Below are 15,697 nucleotides of genomic sequence, written 5' to 3'. Positions count from 1 at the left end.
AAGATTCTGAAAGCTGTGGCCCTGCAGTCTGCCTGGCCGTTGTGAACTCGGGGTTACGCGCTGCGACGGTCGGGAGGCCGGTGGCGGATGCTGCCACCGAGCAGACCTGCACGCTTAATGCGGGCGATAGACGCGAACATTCGCATGCCCCTCGCTGAGCAGGTGGTGAGCGTGCAGGCGGCTCATCACACCCTTGTCGCAATAGAGTAGGTACTGGCGGCTCTCATCCAGTTCCTTGAATCGGTTGTTCAGCGCGTAGAACGGCAGGGCCTGCACCTCGATGCCTGGCAACTGCAGCGGCTCGTCCTCGGCGGCATCAGGGTGACGGATGTCGATGACGATCTGCCCGACCAGGGCCTCGCGCACTTCCTCGACCTGCAGGTCCTGGCCCAGCGCGTCGATCACCTTGTCCACGGTCACCCGGGTCGCACGCGCCAGGGCGCGCTCGAGGATGGCCATGTCGAAGTGGCTCTCCTCGTGCTCGATTCGACCGGGCTTGGCGCGGGTGGTCGGGTTCACCGAGATCACGCCGCAGTACTCGGGCATATTCTTGGCGTACTCGGCGGTACCGATGGCGGTGGCGGTGTCGATGATGTCCTGCTTGTGCGCGGCGATCAGCGGGCGCAGCACCAGGGTGTCGGTGACCGCGTCGATCACCGAGAGGTTGGGCAGGGTCTGGCTGGAGACCTGGCTGATAGCCTCGCCGGTGACCAGAGCATCGATGTTCAGCTCGGAGGCGATACGGCTGGCGGCGCGCAACATCATGCGCTTGAGCACCACGCCCATCTGGCTGTTGTCGACCTTGCCGAGAATCTCGCCGACCACCTCCTCGAACGGCACGCTAATAAAGAGTACGCGGTGCGAGCTGCCGAACTTCTGCCACAGGTGGTGAGCCACTTCCATTACGCCCAGCTCGTGGGCACGGCCGCCGAGATTGAAGAAGCAGAAGTGGGTGAGCAGGCCGCGACGCATCATCTGGTAAGCCGCGACGGTGGAGTCGAAGCCGCCGCTCATCAGCACCAGGGTCTGCTCGATGGAGCCCAGCGGGTAGCCGCCGAGGCCTTCATGCTGGGCGTGGATGATCAGCAGGCGGTCGTAGCGCACTTCGAAGCGCACTTCGGCTTCGGGCTGCTTGAGATCGATGCCGGCGGCGCCGCACTCGCGGCGCAGGCGGCTGCCGACATGGCTCGCCAGCTCCATCGAGGAGAAATCATGGGTATTGCCGGCGCGCTTGCAGCGCACGGCGAAGATCTTGCCGGGCAGCTGAGTGCCGAAGTGCGCGCGGCATTTTTCGAAGGTGTCATCGAAATCGACGTAGGGGTATTCGTGCACTTCGAGGAAGTGGGCGATGCCCGGCGTGCTGCGCAGGCGCGCGAACATCTCGGCCTGCACCTTCGGCTCGCTGACCTGACTGATCAGGTCGAGGTTGTCCCATTCGCCCTGCACTTCCAGCTCGGGGTCCAGATCACGCAGCACCGTGCGAATATTCTTCGCCAGCTGGCGGATGAACTGCTTGCGCACCGGCCGGCTCTTGATGGTGATTTCTGCGAAGGGTTTGACGATGAGCTTCATGGAAAACGGGTGCCGGACGAGAGACCGAAAAACAGGGGCGCGGATTATAGCGGAAATTGCTCAAGCTTTGATCAAAAACAATAATCGCCGCGACAAGGCACCAAAAAAGTGCGCACAGCATTTTGCCGGCACCAACTCAGTGCATAAAATCGCTCAAAATATCGACACAGCCCACGCAGCCCCTGAGTTTCAGGCTTCCAACCCATTCCGGGGCACTGGCATGCAATTTGCTCCCTTGTGAGGCAGCCCAGCCTGGCCGACTATCGCGCCCGGCTTTGCACCTAATTTCGGAGGCTGGCTCAGCCGGCCCCATCCACCTGGAGGACAGCATGTCGAAGTCGATTCAACTGATTAAAGAACACGACGTGAAGTGGGTTGACCTGCGCTTCACCGACACCAAAGGCAAGCAACACCACGTGACCATGCCGGCCCGTGACGCCCTCGACGAAGAGTTCTTCGAAGTCGGCAAAATGTTCGACGGCTCGTCCATCCATGGCTGGAAAGGCATCGAAGCCTCCGACATGATACTGCTGCCGGTCGACGACACCGCCGTTCTGGACCCGTTCACCGAAGAGCCGACCCTGATCCTGGTCTGCGACATCATCGAGCCGAGCACCATGCAAGGCTACGACCGCGACCCGCGCTCCATCGCCAAACGCGCCGAGGAATACCTGAAGACCACCGGTATCGGTGACACCGTCTTCGTCGGCCCGGAGCCGGAGTTCTTCATCTTCGACGAAGTGAAGTTCAAGTCCGACATCTCCGGCTCCATGTTCAAGATCTATTCCGAGCAAGGCTCCTGGATGACCGACGCCGACGTCGAGTCCGGCAACAAGGGCCACCGCCCGGCCGTCAAAGGTGGCTACTTCCCGGTTCCGCCGTGCGACCACGACCACGAAATCCGCACTGCCATGTGTAATGCCATGGAAGAAATGGGCCTGGTCATCGAAGTTCACCACCACGAAGTGGCGACTGCCGGTCAGAACGAAATCGGCGTGAAGTTCAACACCCTGGTCAACAAGGCTGACGAAGTTCAGACCCTGAAGTACTGCGTGCACAACGTGGCCGACGCCTACGGCAAGACCGCCACCTTCATGCCGAAGCCGCTGTACGGCGACAACGGCTCGGGCATGCACGTGCACCTGTCGATCGCCAAAGACGGCAAGAACACCTTCGCTGGCGAAGGCTATGCCGGCCTGTCCGACACCGCCCTGTACTTCATCGGCGGCATCATCAAGCACGGTAAGGCCCTGAACGGCTTCACCAACCCGTCGACCAACTCCTACAAGCGTCTGGTCCCGGGCTTCGAAGCTCCGGTCATGCTGGCCTACTCGGCTCGCAACCGTTCCGCCTCGATCCGTATCCCGTACGTTTCCAGCCCGAAAGCCCGCCGCATCGAAGCGCGCTTCCCGGATCCGGCTGCCAACCCGTACCTGGCCTTCGCCGCTCTGCTGATGGCCGGCCTGGACGGCATCCAGAACAAGATCCACCCCGGCGATGCCGCCGACAAGAACCTGTATGACCTGCCGCCGGAAGAGGCCAAGGAAATCCCGCAGGTTTGCGGCAGCCTGAAAGAGGCCCTGGAAGAGCTGGACAAGGGCCGCGCCTTCCTGACCAAGGGCGGCGTGTTCTCCGACGACTTCATCGATGCCTACATCGAGCTGAAATCGGAAGAAGAAATCAAGGTGCGCACCTTCGTGCACCCGCTGGAATACGACCTGTACTACAGCGTCTGATTCAGCGCCGGCCGCTTACGCGGCTCGCTTGAAAGAGGCCTCCTTCGGGAGGCCTTTTTTATGTCCTGGGATTTCAGACGGAACCCGTCAAAAGCCTTAGGCAAGTTAGCGATCAGCGATTGCCGCGACTATTTCTTGCGCCATGCCACGCATGGCACAGGGCGGACTTGCCAGAGGCGCCAAGCGGTGCAACCCTTGCCGCAGGATCATTCAGGAGCCTACCGATGCGCCTGCTCACCGCCTGCCTGCTCTGCACCCTGGCCCTACCCGCCGCCGCGCAGATCTACAAGTACACCGACTCCAACGGCAACACGGTATTCACCAATCAGCCACCGGAAGGCCAGGCGACGGAGTCTGTCGAGCTGCCGCCAACCAATACCGTGGAAGCGCAGAAACCGGTCGTGACAGAACAGCCCGAGCAGCCCGCCAGCGATCAGCCGCCTTACAGCGAACTGAATCTGACCGACCTTCCAAGCGATGAGGCACTGCGTGCCAATAACGGCACCTTCAGCGTCGGGGTGAACATCAAGCCACGCCTAGCACCGGGACATAGATTCCGCCTGTTGCTGGACGGCCAACCTTACGGACAGCCGAGCAATGTGCCACGCCTGCAGCTCACCAACGTCGACCGTGGCGAACACAGCCTCGCGGTAGAAATAATCAGCGGCGAGCGGCAAATTCAGCAGAGCCCGACGGTGACCTTCACCGTGCAGCGCATCAGCGTGAACAGCCCGGCACGCGCGAAACCAACCCCTCCAAAACCCACTCCTAGACCAGCCACCTGATCGAAGGCCTTCATGAATCGTCTGCTGTTATGCCTGGCACTCGGCCTTGCCTGTCTCAACGCCCACGCCGGGGTCTATACCTATATCGACGCCGACGGTAATCGTGTCTTCACCGATCAGCCACAGTCGGACAATGCCGAGAAAATCGAGCTCGCCCCATCCAACGCAATGCACCCAACCGAAGTCCCACCGCCACCGACTTCACCCGAAGCGCTGCCCAAGGAACCGAGCTACCAGGTACTGCGCATTCTGGTACCCGAGCCGGACGCGACCATTCGCGAGATGACCGGCAACCTGATCGTCAGCGCTACCGTCGAGCCCGGCCTGCATGCCGGTCACAACTTCCGCCTGATCATGGATGGAAAACCTGCCAGCGAAGCAGGACGCAGCCCTGTGTTCCCCTTGGAGAACGTCGACCGCGGTACCCACCAGATTTCGGTGGAGATAGTCGACGCCCATGGCCGCATCGTCGAGCGCACCCCCAGTCAACCCTTCCACATGAAGCGCATATCTCTGGCGGAGAAGCGCAGAGCCAACCCCTGCAAGAAAAAGGATTGGGGTGTACGCCCAGAGTGCCCGATCGAGGACAAGCCGAAGGAGCCGGACAAGGGCATCATTAGCATCCTCCCCTTCGTCGACTAATCGATTCGCACCAAATCGGTGCACGCAACCGCACCAACTTCTATACTCTCCCCGTTTTGGTTCATCGACGACCGCGCCGGCTGCGCCGAAACGCAGCCTGAAGGGCGGTTGCTGGCAGAGATACGCGTCTTTTCAGGGCTTTGGTTTGCTTTTTGCATTTTCCAGCCCATCGCCGGGACCCAGACCTGCCATGATCAACGACGCGCTGCACCGCCTACTGCTGGACAACCTGACCACCGCGACCATCCTGCTCAACGCCGAGCTGCGCCTGGAGTACATGAACCCGGCCGCCGAGATGTTGCTGGCGGTCAGCGGCCAGCGCAGCCACGGCCAGTTCATCAGTGAACTGTTCACCGAGTCGCCGGAGGCGCTCAGCTCGCTGCGCCAGGCGGTCGAGCATGCGCACCCCTTCACCAAGCGCGAGGCGATGCTGACCTCGCTGGCCGGCCAGACCATCACCGTCGACTACGCGGTAACGCCGATTCTCAACCGCAGCCAGACCCTGCTACTGCTCGAAGTGCATCCGCGCGACCGCCTGCTGCGCATCACCAAGGAAGAGGCGCAGCTGTCCAAGCAGGAAACCACCAAGCTGCTGGTACGCGGCCTGGCCCACGAGATCAAGAATCCCCTCGGCGGCATCCGCGGCGCGGCCCAGCTGCTGGCCCGCGAGCTGCCGGAAGAGAGCCTCAAGGATTACACCAACGTGATCATCGAGGAGGCCGACCGCCTGCGTAACCTGGTCGACCGCATGCTCGGCTCGAACAAGCTGCCGTCGCTGGCGATGACCAACATCCACGAAGTACTGGAGCGCGTCGGCAGCCTGGTCGAGGCGGAATCCCAAGGCAGCATCACCCTGGTGCGCGACTACGACCCGAGCATCCCCGACCTGCTGATCGACCGCGAGCAGTTGATCCAGGCCGTACTCAACATCGTGCGCAACGCCCTGCAGGCGCTGTCCAGCCAGAGCGATCTGCGCCTGGGCCGCATCAGCCTGCGCACCCGCACCCTGCGCCAGTTCACCATCGGCCATACCCGCCATCGCCTGGTGGTGAAGATGGAGATCATCGACAACGGCCCGGGCATCCCGCCGGAGCTGCAGGAAACCATCTTCTACCCCATGGTCAGCGGCCGCCCCGACGGCACCGGCCTGGGCCTGGCCATCACCCAGAACATCATCAGTCAGCACCAGGGCCTGATCGAATGCGAGAGCCACCCCGGCCACACCGTGTTCTCGATCTTCCTGCCCCTGGACCAAGGAGCCACACCGTCATGAGCCGCAGTGAAACCGTCTGGATCGTCGACGACGACCGCTCCATCCGCTGGGTCCTGGAGAAGGCCCTGCAGCAGGAAGGCATAACCACCCAGAGTTTCGACAGCGCCGACGGCGTGCTGACCCGCCTGTCCCGCCAGCAACCGGACGTGATCATCTCCGACATCCGCATGCCCGGCGCCAGCGGCCTCGACCTGCTGGCGCGCATCCGCGACATGCACCCACGCCTGCCGGTGATCATCATGACCGCGCACTCCGACCTGGACAGCGCCGTGGCCTCCTACCAGGGCGGCGCCTTCGAATACCTGCCCAAGCCGTTCGACGTCGACGAGGCCGTGTCCCTGGTCAAGCGCGCCAACCAGCACGCCCAGGAGCAGCAGGGCCTGGAGGCACCGGCCGCGCTGGGCCGCACGCCGGAGATCATCGGCGAGGCGCCGGCGATGCAGGAGGTGTTCCGTGCCATCGGTCGCCTCTCTCACTCCAATATCACCGTGCTGATCAACGGCGAATCCGGTACCGGCAAGGAGTTGGTCGCCCACGCCCTGCACCGCCACAGCCCGCGGGCGGCCGAGCCGTTCATCGCGCTGAACATGGCGGCCATCCCCAAGGACCTGATGGAGTCCGAGCTGTTCGGCCATGAGAAGGGCGCCTTCACCGGCGCGGCCAACCAGCGCCGTGGTCGCTTCGAGCAGGCCGACGGCGGCACCCTGTTCCTCGACGAGATCGGCGATATGCCGGCCGACACCCAGACCCGCCTGCTGCGCGTGCTGGCCGATGGCGAGTTCTACCGGGTCGGCGGCCACACGCCGGTCAAGGTCGACGTGCGCATCATCGCCGCCACCCACCAGAACCTCGAATCCCTGGTGCAGGCCGGCAAGTTCCGCGAGGACCTGTTCCACCGCCTCAACGTGATCCGCATCCATATCCCGCGCCTGGCCGACCGCCGCGAGGACATCCCGACCCTGGCCCGCCACTTCCTGGCCCGCGCCGCCCAGGAACTGGCCGTCGAACCCAAGCTGCTGAAGAGCGAGACCGAGGACTACCTCAAGCACCTGCCCTGGCCGGGCAACGTGCGCCAGCTGGAGAACACCTGCCGCTGGATCACCGTGATGGCCTCCGGTCGCGAAGTGCATATCGACGACCTGCCGCCGGAGCTGCTCACCCAGCCCCAGGAGAATGCCCCGGCCGCCAACTGGGAGCAGGGCCTGCGCCAGTGGGCCGACCAGGCCCTGGCCCGCGGCCAATCGGGCCTGCTGGACAGCGCCGTGCCGGCCTTCGAGCGGATCATGATCGAGACCGCGCTCAAGCACACCGCCGGCCGCCGCCGCGACGCCGCCGTGCTGCTCGGCTGGGGACGCAATACCCTGACCCGCAAGATCAAAGAGCTGGGCATGAAGGTCGACGGCGCCGACGATGACGACGGCGAAGACTGATCGCAGACAGCGCTGAACCAGACGGGCCCACGGGGCCCGTTTTCGTTGCTGCGCAGCGCGGGCTATCCTCTGAACGAAAGGTCAATAAAATGGTGCCTCGCCAGCACCTGATGCCGTCTTCTCGGCACACCAACCCATTTCCCGGCGGGTAGCCGTTCGCCCATGCCCTCATCGCTCAAGCACACTCTGCGCAACCTCTGGGCGCGCGAAAAATTCACCTACGGTGTGCGGGTATTCATCGCCCTGGCCGGCGCCATGGCCCTGTGCTGGTACCTGGAACGGATCGCCCTGGTCATCCCGCTGTTCCTCGGCTGCATCGCCAGCGCCCTGGCGGAGAACGACGACCACTGGCGCGGTCGCAGCCAGGCACTGCTAGTGACGCTGGCGTGCTTCGGCACTACCGCCAGCGCCGTACAGCTGCTGTTCCCCATGCCCTGGCTATTCGGCGCCGGCCTGGCCCTGGCGGCCTTCGCCATGACCCTGCTCGGCGGCATCGGCGAACGGTACGCAGCGGTGGCCCAGGCCACCCTGATCCTGGCGATCTACACGGCCATCGGCCTGGAGCATCGCGGCGGCCAGGCTGGCATCTTCTGGCAGGAGCCGCTGCTGCTGATCGCCGGCGCGGCCTGGTACGGCCTGCTCGGCATCATCTGGAGCGCACTGTTCAGCCAGCAACCGGTGCAGCAGGCGCTGGCGCGGGTGTTCGAGGAGCTGGGCGCCTACCTGCGCCTGAAGGCCTCGCTGTTCGAGCCGATCCGGCAGCTGGATATCGAGGCGCGGCGCCTGGAACTGGCGCGACAGAACGGCCGGGTGGTGACGGCGCTTAACCTGGCCAAGGACATCATCCTCAACCGCATGAGTCGCAAGCGCAGCGGGCAGAAGACCAACCGCTATCTCAAGCTGTACTTCATCGCCCAGGACATCCATGAGCGCGCCAGCTCCTCGCACTACCCGTACAACGCCCTGGCCGAAGCCTTTTTCCACAGCGACGTGATGTTCCGCTGCGGCCGCCTGCTCAGCCAGCAGGGCAAGGCCTGCCAGGCATTGGGCCGGGCCATCCGCCTGCGCCAGCCGTTCGACTACAACGACAACAGCCAAGCCATGGCCGACCTCGATGCCTCCATGACCTTCCTGCGCGAGCAGCACAACCCGGCCTGGCGCCGCCTGCTGCGCTCGCTCGGTGCCCTGGCCGACAACCTCGCCAGCCTGGAGCGCAAGCTGTCCAGCGCCAGCAACCCGGACGCCCTGGCCGACGAGCAGGACAGCAGCCTGCTGGATCGCTCGCCGCAGACCCTCAAGGAAGCGTTCGAGCGCCTGCGCCAGCACTTCACCCCCACCAGCCTGGTGTTCCGCCACGCCCTGCGCCTGTCCGCCGCGCTGCTCGCCGGCTATGGCCTGCTGCACTGGATCCACCCGCAGCAGGGCTACTGGATCCTGCTCACCACCCTGTTCGTCTGCCGCCCCAGCTATGGCGCCACCCGCCTGCGCCTGGTGCAGCGGGTCAGCGGCACGCTGATCGGCCTGGTGCTGGGCTGGGCGCTGATCCGCCTGTTCCCCGATCCGCTACTGCAATCGCTGATCGCCGTGGCCGCCGGAGTCATCTTCTTCACCAACCGGGTCGACCGCTACACCCTGGCCACCACCGCCATGACCCTGGTGGTGGTGCTGTGCTTCAACCAGATCAGCGACGCCTACACCCTGCTCTGGCCGCGTCTGGTGGATACGGTGCTGGGCACGGTGATCGCCGGCCTCGCGGTGTTTTTCATCCTGCCGGACTGGCAGGGGCGCAAGCTCAACCAGGTACTCGCCAGCACCCTGAGCAGCAACAGCCGCTACCTGCTGCAGATCATGCAGCAGTACGAGTCCGGTGCCCGCGACGACCTGAGCTACCGCCTGGCCCGGCGCAACGCGCACAACGCCGACGCAGCGCTCTCCACCACCCTGTCCAACATGCTGCTGGAGCCCGGCCACTTCCGGAAGGATGCCGAGACCGGCTTCCGCTTCCTGGTGCTGTCGCACACCCTGCTCAGCTACCTCTCGGCCCTAGGCGCACACCGCGCGAGCCTGGCCGACGATGCCAGCGACGCCCTGCACGACCGCGCCGTGGCACATATCAGCCAGAGCCTCGACGCCATCGCCACGGGCCTGCAGACGGGCACTCCAATAGCCGTGTATGACGAGGCTGACCAGGCCCTGGCCGAGGAGCTGGAACAGCTGCCGGAAGAAATGGACGAGGGCCACCGCCTGGTGCAGGTGCAGCTCGGCCTGATCTGCCGTCAGCTGGCGCCGCTGCGCACCCTGGTCGCGCATCTGCAGAAGGGCCCGGCCGAAATCGCCCGGGCCAAGGCCGCCTGAGGAGGCACTTCCCTCTGCGTCGCCGCGCTGCAGCCGCCGACCATCGCCCTGCCGGCCCCATTCCGGGGCCGTTCAGTGATGAGGTGATGCCATGAAACGCTGCCCGCAATGCGGCTCCCAGCTGGCCAAGAGCGCTCCAGCCGAATCGGCCGAGTACTGCAGCAACTGCAAGGACCAGAGCAAGAACACCAACCGCAAGCGCGGCGAGGACCGCAACCAGAGCTTCGGTGGCGAGACCCACAGCAAGCAACCCAAGGGCAACAACCACAACAGCGGGCGCTGAGCCTGCCTCCGCAGGCGCCCCGGCGCCTGCGGGCCGATGACCGCCCGCGGATTCGCCACGCCTTTCCGCTAGAATGCGCGGCTTCGCGACTCATCGAGGTTCAGCCGTGTCTTTCTTCCCGGTCATCATCATCGGCGCCGGTGCCGCCGGCCTGATGTGCGCAGCGCAAGCCGCCGCACGCGGGCGCCAGGTCCTGCTGCTGGACCACGCCAACAAGCCGGGCAAGAAGATCCTCATGTCCGGCGGCGGCCGCTGCAACTTCACCAACATGTACTGCGAGCCGGCCAACTTCCTCTCGCAGAATCCGCACTTCTGCAAATCGGCGCTGGCCCGCTATACCCAGTGGGACTTCGTCGAACTGGTGGTCAAGCACGACGTGCCCTACCACGAGAAGAAGCTCGGCCAACTGTTCTGCGACCGCAAGGCCAGCGATATCCTCAGCATGCTGCTGAGCGAATGCGACGAGCACGGCGTCGACCTGCGCCTGGACACCTCGGTCGAGACCATTGGCAAGACTGATACCGGCTACACCCTGCACAGCAGCGCCGGCCAGTTTTCCTGCGAGTCGCTGGTGATCGCCACCGGCGGCCTGTCCATCCCCACCCTAGGCGCCACCGGCTTCGGCTACCAGGTGGCCAAGCAGTTCGGCCATACGCTGCTGCCGACCCGCGCCGGTCTGGTGCCCTTCACCATCACCGAGCCACAGCTAAAGGCCCTGTGCACCGAGCTGTCCGGCACCTCGGTGGAGGATTGCGTGGTCAGCTGCAACGGCCAGAGCTTCAAGGAGAACATCCTGTTCACCCACCGCGGCCTGAGTGGCCCGGCGATCCTGCAGATCTCCTCCTACTGGCAGCCGGGCGACGCCATCAGCATCAACCTGCTGCCGCACATCGACCTGCCCGAGTGGCTGGCGGCGCAGCAGCGCGAGCGGCCGAACAGCGAGCTGAAGACCCTGCTGGCCGAACTGTTCACCAAGAAGATGGCCGGCCTACTGGCCGAGCAGTGGTTCGTCAGCAAGCCGCTCAAGCAGTACACGCCGGCGGAGCTGGAGGCGGTGGCGGCCAAGCTGGCCGAGTGGACCCTGGTGCCGGCCGGCACCGAGGGCTACCGCACCGCCGAGGTGACCCTGGGCGGCATCGACACCCGCGAGGTGTCGTCGAAGACCATGGAATCGCAGAAGTCGCCGGGGCTGTATTTCATCGGCGAGGTGCTGGACGTCACCGGCCACCTGGGAGGCTTCAACTTCCAGTGGGCCTGGGCCTCGGCCCACGCTGCCGCGCAGTTTGTCTGAGTCTTGAATCCTTACCACGGCCGCCCTGGGTCGGTGACTTCCCTATAGCCGCTGGCCATAGCGTAGGAGCGAGCTCTGCTCGCGAACGGGGCCACAGCAAAGAGCCTCGCGAGCAGAGCTCGCTCCTACAAGCAGGTAGCCCGGATGCAATCAGGGGATGGTGTTTCCCGGATTGCATCCGGGCTACGCCGCACAGACTCCCTCTCCCTCCGGGAGAGGGCTGGGGTGAGGGAGCTCCGGCTCAGCACTAAAGAAAGCACTACCAAAGCGCACCAACCCGATTATCTCCTCGCATCACAGATGCTCCCCTGCTACGCAACAGCCGGCAGCAACTCGATAAAACGCCGCATCAGCTCGTGCATATCGCCCGGCCAGCGCCCGGACACATAGTTGCCGTCGCGCACCACCCAGGCCGGGCGGCTATCGCTCGGCGTGTCGCGGTGCAGGCCGCTGGTCTTGCGCCAGAAGTCGGGCGCGCCCCTGGCCACGTCGAGGAAGTCATCCGGGCTGGCCAGCACCCGCCCCACTTCGCCCTGCACGCTCATGTGCCCGGCCGGCTCGCCCACCGCCTCGGAGTAAGTGCGGTAGTAGTCGCGCTCCCACCAGCGGCCGTAGAAGCGGGTCAGGTCCCAGGCGGTCTTCTCCATCTTCCAGGTCAGCCCGGTGGTCTTGCGCCCGTGCAGCACCGAGCGGCCATCAGCGCCCTTGCTGCGCGCCGCCAGCAGCACCCCATGGCAGACCGCCGCGACCGGCTTGTCGGCGGCGAAGAAAGCCGCGACGAAGGCCTGCAGCGTCTCGCTCTCCAGGTACTCGCGCATGCCCCGGGCCCAGTGCCCGCCAGGCAGCATCAGGCCGGCGAAGTCCTCCACGCGCAGGCGCTCGTGGCGCAGCGGCTGCCGGTAGTCGGGGTCCTGCAGCATCTCGGCGCAGGCCAGGCGCGCCGCGCCATTGGCGCGCAGCAGCAGGCCGAGCAGCTTGAACCGGCGCAGGCCGGGGATCAGGCCCCAGACGTCCAGGCCCTCGCCGCTGATCATCTGCGGGTCCGGCTCGGCCGGCTGGCCGTCCGGGGTGGCGAAACACACCCGGTAGCCGGCCTGACGCAGCTGGCGCCAGGCCAGGGCAGTCTCACTGGGGTCGTAATCGCGGCGCGGCAGGGGAATCAGGACGCAAGGCGCGGGCATGGCGGGCTCTCGTGGATGGGCGATGGGCCGAGACCTTAGCAGCTCAAACGCCGGCTCTGCATGCGGCGGACGCCAGGCGCGCAGGCCGCGGCTGCCAGTGTCACCGGTTCAGCGCAGGGTCTCGGCAATCGCGTGAATGTCCGCCCGGTGATTGAGCACCAGCTCCAGCTCGCCGTTGTCGCCGATGAAGTTCTGCGGCGGCTGCAGCTTGTGGTAGGCGGCCAGCTCCACCAGCAACGGCAGCTCGGCGTCGGCGTTGCGCTCCTTGATGGCATGGAACAGCGCCAGGTTGACCAGATCGATCAGCTCCAGCTCGCGGCTGGTCGCGGCGCCCCAGTTGCCGGCGGCGCGGATCACCCCGATGTATTCGTCGTCCACCGACCACTTCTTCAGCACTATCACCCCCAGCGACTTGCTGTACTCGCGGCACAGCTTGTAATACAGCTCGCCGGAGGGGATCTCCACCTCGTCCTTGAACGCCGAGAGCACCGCCAGGGTGCCCACCTCGCTGAGCAGGCTGGCCAGCAAGGCATGCTCCGGCGCCACATGGCCGATCAACCGGGCCAGCATGGCGCAGGTGCTGGCCTTGAGCGTCAATCGCCCCCACACCTCCATGAACAGGCGCTTGTGCGCCGGGCTGTGCAGGGTGAACAGGCTCTTGATGCTGTGGACCATGGTGATGCGGTCGACCTCGCCCATGCCGAGCAGGGCGATCACATCCTGCAGGGTGCGCGGCGCCATCGGGTGGCGATACAGGGCGCAGGAGGCATGCTTCATCAGCAGCGCGGCCAACGCCGGGTCGCGGCTGACCAGCCGGGCCAGCGCGCCGGTACTGATCTGCCCATCGCTCAATGCCCGGCGGATATCCAGAGTCAGCGCCGGCAGGCTGGGCAGTTGCTCCTGGCCCTGCATCAACTGTGACACCACCCGCCGGTAGATCGAATATTCCGAAGCCTCGACGCCCAATGCACACCTCCACGCCCCCTGAAGCAGTGTAGGTGCTGGAACCCCAGGCCATAGCAGCTACAGCGAGGTTTAGCCGTCATCTGTACCGGGCCAAGCGCTGCTTCCCGTGCCAGCATGGGTGATCCAGTCACACGGAGCACCGTCATGCTCGCCACTCTCAGCGCCCTCGCCGCCTTCCCCGATCAGTTGGAGGCCCATTTCGCCGCCTTTGCACCCGAGCAACGGCACTGGGCGCCGACGTCCTGGGAAGGGGTGCCGAGTGAGCCCTTCACTGCCATCGAACAGCTCTGCCATGTGCGCGATATCGAGGTGGAGGGCTATCAGCTGCGCCTGCGCCGCACAATCGACGAAGACAATCCGCTGCTGATCTCGCTGGACGGCGAGGCCATGGCCCGCGAGCGCCGCTATGCCGAGGCTGATACCTCGGCGGTGCTGGCCGACTTCCGCCGCGCCCGGCGCGAGACCCTGGCACTGATCGAATCGATTAGCGCCGAACAGTTCAGCCGCCCGGCGCGCTTCGAGGGTTATGGCGAGCTGACCCTGCGCAGCCTGGTGCACTATCTGTGCAGCCACGACCAGCAGCACCTGGCCGGCCTGCAGTGGCTGCTCGGCAAGATCGAGGCCGGCGCCCGGCCATGACAGAATCGCCTCTTGCCGACACGGAAGCACCGCCCCCTGACCCTTAACTGGCACACCAAGCATCACTCCGAGCTGAGCGCTCACGAGCTGTACGCCCTGCTCGAGCTGCGCTCCCGCGTATTCGTGGTCGAGCAGAACTGTCCTTACCAGGACGTGGATGGCCAGGACCTGCTCGCCGACACCCACCATCTGCTGGCCTGGCAGGACCAGCGACTGGTGGCCTACCTGCGCCTGCTCGATCCGTCGACCCAGGATGGCGACGTGGTGATCGGCCGCGTGGTGATTGCCCCGGAGGCGCGCGGCAGCGGCCTCGGCCACCAGTTGATGGAGCGCGCGGTCGCGGCCTGCCTCGAACGCTGGCCTGGGCTGCCGATCTACCTCTCGGCCCAGGCCCACCTGCAGGGTTACTACGGTCGCTACGGCTTCGTCGCGGTGACCGAGCCCTACCTGGAAGATGACATCCCGCATATCGGCATGCGCCGCCAGCCCCAGTAGATTCAATTCCGCCGCCCATGACCGGCGGCGCTTTCGAGGTTCGCGTCGATGTGGATGGGTACGCTGTTCGCCCTGATCGCCGGGATGATGTGGGGCCTGGTGTTCGTCGGTCCGCTGCTGCTGCCGGAATACTCGGCCGCCCTGCTCTCGGCCGGGCGCTACCTGGCCTTCGGCCTGATCGCCCTGCCGCTGGCCTGGCTCGACCGCGCGCGCCTGCGCCAGCTGTCGCGCAGCGACTGGCTGGAGGCGCTCAAGCTGTCGGCGGTGGGCAACCTGCTCTACTACCTGTGCCTGGCCAGCGCCATCCAGCGCGCCAGCGGACCGCTGCCGACCATGATCATCGGCACCCTGCCGGTGGTCATCGCCATCGCCGCCAACCTGCGCAATGCCAAGCGCGACGGCCGCTTGCCCTGGGCCAAGCTGCTGCCCTCGCTGGCGCTTATCGCGGCCGGCATCGCCTGCGTCAACCATGCCGAACTGCACGCCCTGCAGGCCGCCGGGGAGACGGACTGGGGGCGCTATGCCAGCGGCGCGCTGCTGGCGGTGATCGCCGTGGCCTGCTGGACCTGGTACCCGCTGCGCAACGCCGACTGGCTGCGCGACCACCCCGGGCGCAGCCCGCGCACCTGGGCCACCGCCCAGGGCCTGGTGACGCTGCCCATGGCGCTGCTCGGCTACGCCCTGCTGTGGCTGGGCATGACGCTTGGCGGCAGCCCGTTCGCCATGCCGCTGGGCCCGCGTCCGGAGTTCTTCATCGCCCTGATGGTGACCATAGCCCTGCTCTCGTCCTGGGTCGGCACCCTGTGCTGGAACGAAGCCAGCCAGCGCCTGCCCACCTCGGTGGCCGGCCAACTGATCGTGTTCGAGACCCTGGCGGCGCTGACCTACGCCTTCATCCTGCGCGGCGAGTGGCCGGCGCCGCTGACCCTGGCCGGCATCGTCCTGCTGATCGTCGGTGTACTCTGGGCGGTACGGGTCAAGCCGCAGCACGACTGAGTCCCGCCAAATCTCCACATTGCCTCCGCACGCGCTCCACGCGGCGACTGCAA

The 15,697-nt window shown here is 65.7% G+C and carries 15 protein-coding genes; 12 read left to right on the top strand and 3 right to left on the bottom strand.

The annotated features are described in order from the left end of the window. Window positions 1–114: 114 nt before the first annotated feature. Entirely contained in the window at window positions 115–1,572 is a 1,458-nt protein-coding gene (gene thiI, locus IB232_RS13830) for a tRNA uracil 4-sulfurtransferase ThiI (RefSeq protein WP_192399199.1), read from the bottom strand. On the opposite strand from thiI, the gene IB232_RS13825 reads away from it, so the two are divergent. The 9 genes from IB232_RS13825 to IB232_RS13785 all read left to right on the top strand — a co-directional run bounded on the left by IB232_RS13825 (window position 1,562) and on the right by IB232_RS13785 (window position 11,367). Next, window positions 1,562–1,813: a hypothetical protein gene (locus tag IB232_RS13825; RefSeq protein ID WP_192399198.1), complete on the top strand. Its 252-nt coding sequence runs from the start codon at window positions 1,562–1,564 to the stop codon at window positions 1,811–1,813. The two genes, thiI and IB232_RS13825, sit on opposite strands and share 11 nt — an antisense overlap. Window positions 1,814–1,901: 88 nt before the next feature. Then, the gene (gene glnA / locus IB232_RS13820) at window positions 1,902–3,308 is read left to right on the top strand and encodes a glutamate--ammonia ligase (protein ID WP_192399197.1); all 1,407 of its coding nucleotides are present in this window, start codon (window positions 1,902–1,904) and stop codon (window positions 3,306–3,308) included. 224 nt (window positions 3,309–3,532) lie between these two features. Continuing rightward, window positions 3,533–4,093, top strand: coding sequence for a DUF4124 domain-containing protein (locus tag IB232_RS13815; protein ID WP_192399196.1), 561 nt, complete (start codon window positions 3,533–3,535; stop codon window positions 4,091–4,093). 12 nt (window positions 4,094–4,105) lie between these two features. Next, window positions 4,106–4,735 (top strand): DUF4124 domain-containing protein, encoded by a 630-nt coding sequence (locus tag IB232_RS13810; protein WP_192399195.1) that lies wholly within the window; start codon window positions 4,106–4,108, stop codon window positions 4,733–4,735. 190 nt (window positions 4,736–4,925) lie between these two features. Further along, window positions 4,926–6,008: a nitrogen regulation protein NR(II) gene (gene glnL, locus IB232_RS13805; RefSeq protein WP_192399194.1), complete on the top strand. Its 1,083-nt coding sequence runs from the start codon at window positions 4,926–4,928 to the stop codon at window positions 6,006–6,008. Then, window positions 6,005–7,438, top strand: coding sequence for a nitrogen regulation protein NR(I) (gene ntrC, locus IB232_RS13800; RefSeq protein ID WP_192399193.1), 1,434 nt, complete (start codon window positions 6,005–6,007; stop codon window positions 7,436–7,438). The genes glnL and ntrC overlap by 4 nt, the downstream gene beginning before the upstream one ends. Window positions 7,439–7,600: 162 nt before the next feature. Continuing rightward, window positions 7,601–9,793: a YccS family putative transporter gene (yccS, locus tag IB232_RS13795; protein WP_192399192.1), complete on the top strand. Its 2,193-nt coding sequence runs from the start codon at window positions 7,601–7,603 to the stop codon at window positions 9,791–9,793. A gap of 91 nt (window positions 9,794–9,884) precedes the next feature. Next, the gene (locus IB232_RS13790; protein ID WP_192399191.1) at window positions 9,885–10,076 is read left to right on the top strand and encodes a hypothetical protein; all 192 of its coding nucleotides are present in this window, start codon (window positions 9,885–9,887) and stop codon (window positions 10,074–10,076) included. 73 nt (window positions 10,077–10,149) lie between these two features. Then, a complete protein-coding gene (locus IB232_RS13785) occupies window positions 10,150–11,367 on the top strand; it encodes an NAD(P)/FAD-dependent oxidoreductase (RefSeq protein WP_412547732.1) in 1,218 nt (405 codons plus the stop codon). A gap of 311 nt (window positions 11,368–11,678) precedes the next feature. Here IB232_RS13785 and IB232_RS13780 read toward each other — a convergent pair whose 3' ends face one another. Both IB232_RS13780 and IB232_RS13775 read right to left on the bottom strand, forming a co-directional pair. Then, entirely contained in the window at window positions 11,679–12,548 is an 870-nt protein-coding gene (locus IB232_RS13780) for a type 1 glutamine amidotransferase domain-containing protein (RefSeq protein ID WP_192399189.1), read from the bottom strand. A gap of 108 nt (window positions 12,549–12,656) precedes the next feature. Next, a complete protein-coding gene (locus IB232_RS13775) occupies window positions 12,657–13,514 on the bottom strand; it encodes an HDOD domain-containing protein (RefSeq protein ID WP_225592292.1) in 858 nt (285 codons plus the stop codon). Window positions 13,515–13,658: 144 nt separating this feature from the next. Here IB232_RS13775 and IB232_RS13770 point away from each other — a divergent pair, with 144 nt between their 5' ends. The 3 genes from IB232_RS13770 to IB232_RS13760 are packed head-to-tail and all read left to right on the top strand — an operon-like array spanning window position 13,659 to window position 15,644. Beyond that, window positions 13,659–14,153, top strand: coding sequence for a DinB family protein (locus tag IB232_RS13770; RefSeq protein WP_225592291.1), 495 nt, complete (start codon window positions 13,659–13,661; stop codon window positions 14,151–14,153). A 36-nt stretch (window positions 14,154–14,189) separates the two neighbouring features. Next, the gene (locus IB232_RS13765) at window positions 14,190–14,648 is read left to right on the top strand and encodes a GNAT family N-acetyltransferase (protein WP_192399355.1); all 459 of its coding nucleotides are present in this window, start codon (window positions 14,190–14,192) and stop codon (window positions 14,646–14,648) included. Between the two features lie 48 nt (window positions 14,649–14,696). Next, window positions 14,697–15,644 (top strand): DMT family transporter, encoded by a 948-nt coding sequence (locus IB232_RS13760; protein WP_192399187.1) that lies wholly within the window; start codon window positions 14,697–14,699, stop codon window positions 15,642–15,644. Window positions 15,645–15,697: the final 53 nt, after the last annotated feature.

This window comes from Pseudomonas sp. PDM15 (assembly GCF_014851565.1).
Taxonomy (GTDB): Bacteria; Pseudomonadota; Gammaproteobacteria; order Pseudomonadales; family Pseudomonadaceae; genus Aquipseudomonas.
This window is presented reverse-complemented; position numbering and strand designations above follow the sequence as displayed.

What these genes read in the sequence shown, in the direction of transcription:
- IB232_RS13780 (WP_192399189.1), bottom strand. Translation starts at nt 12,548, where the DNA reads ATGCCCGCGCCTTGCGTCCTGATTCCCCTGCCGCGCCGCGATTACGAC.
- IB232_RS13810 (WP_192399195.1), top strand. Translation starts at nt 4,106, where the DNA reads ATGAATCGTCTGCTGTTATGCCTGGCACTCGGCCTTGCCTGTCTCAAC.
- IB232_RS13790 (WP_192399191.1), top strand. Translation starts at nt 9,885, where the DNA reads ATGAAACGCTGCCCGCAATGCGGCTCCCAGCTGGCCAAGAGCGCTCCA.
- IB232_RS13770 (WP_225592291.1), top strand. Translation starts at nt 13,659, where the DNA reads ATGCTCGCCACTCTCAGCGCCCTCGCCGCCTTCCCCGATCAGTTGGAG.
- yccS (WP_192399192.1), top strand. Translation starts at nt 7,601, where the DNA reads ATGCCCTCATCGCTCAAGCACACTCTGCGCAACCTCTGGGCGCGCGAA.
- IB232_RS13760 (WP_192399187.1), top strand. Translation starts at nt 14,697, where the DNA reads ATGTGGATGGGTACGCTGTTCGCCCTGATCGCCGGGATGATGTGGGGC.
- IB232_RS13785 (WP_412547732.1), top strand. Translation starts at nt 10,150, where the DNA reads ATGCGCGGCTTCGCGACTCATCGAGGTTCAGCCGTGTCTTTCTTCCCG.
- thiI (WP_192399199.1), bottom strand. Translation starts at nt 1,572, where the DNA reads ATGAAGCTCATCGTCAAACCCTTCGCAGAAATCACCATCAAGAGCCGG.
- glnL (WP_192399194.1), top strand. Translation starts at nt 4,926, where the DNA reads ATGATCAACGACGCGCTGCACCGCCTACTGCTGGACAACCTGACCACC.
- glnA (WP_192399197.1), top strand. Translation starts at nt 1,902, where the DNA reads ATGTCGAAGTCGATTCAACTGATTAAAGAACACGACGTGAAGTGGGTT.
- ntrC (WP_192399193.1), top strand. Translation starts at nt 6,005, where the DNA reads ATGAGCCGCAGTGAAACCGTCTGGATCGTCGACGACGACCGCTCCATC.
- IB232_RS13815 (WP_192399196.1), top strand. Translation starts at nt 3,533, where the DNA reads ATGCGCCTGCTCACCGCCTGCCTGCTCTGCACCCTGGCCCTACCCGCC.
- IB232_RS13825 (WP_192399198.1), top strand. Translation starts at nt 1,562, where the DNA reads ATGAGCTTCATGGAAAACGGGTGCCGGACGAGAGACCGAAAAACAGGG.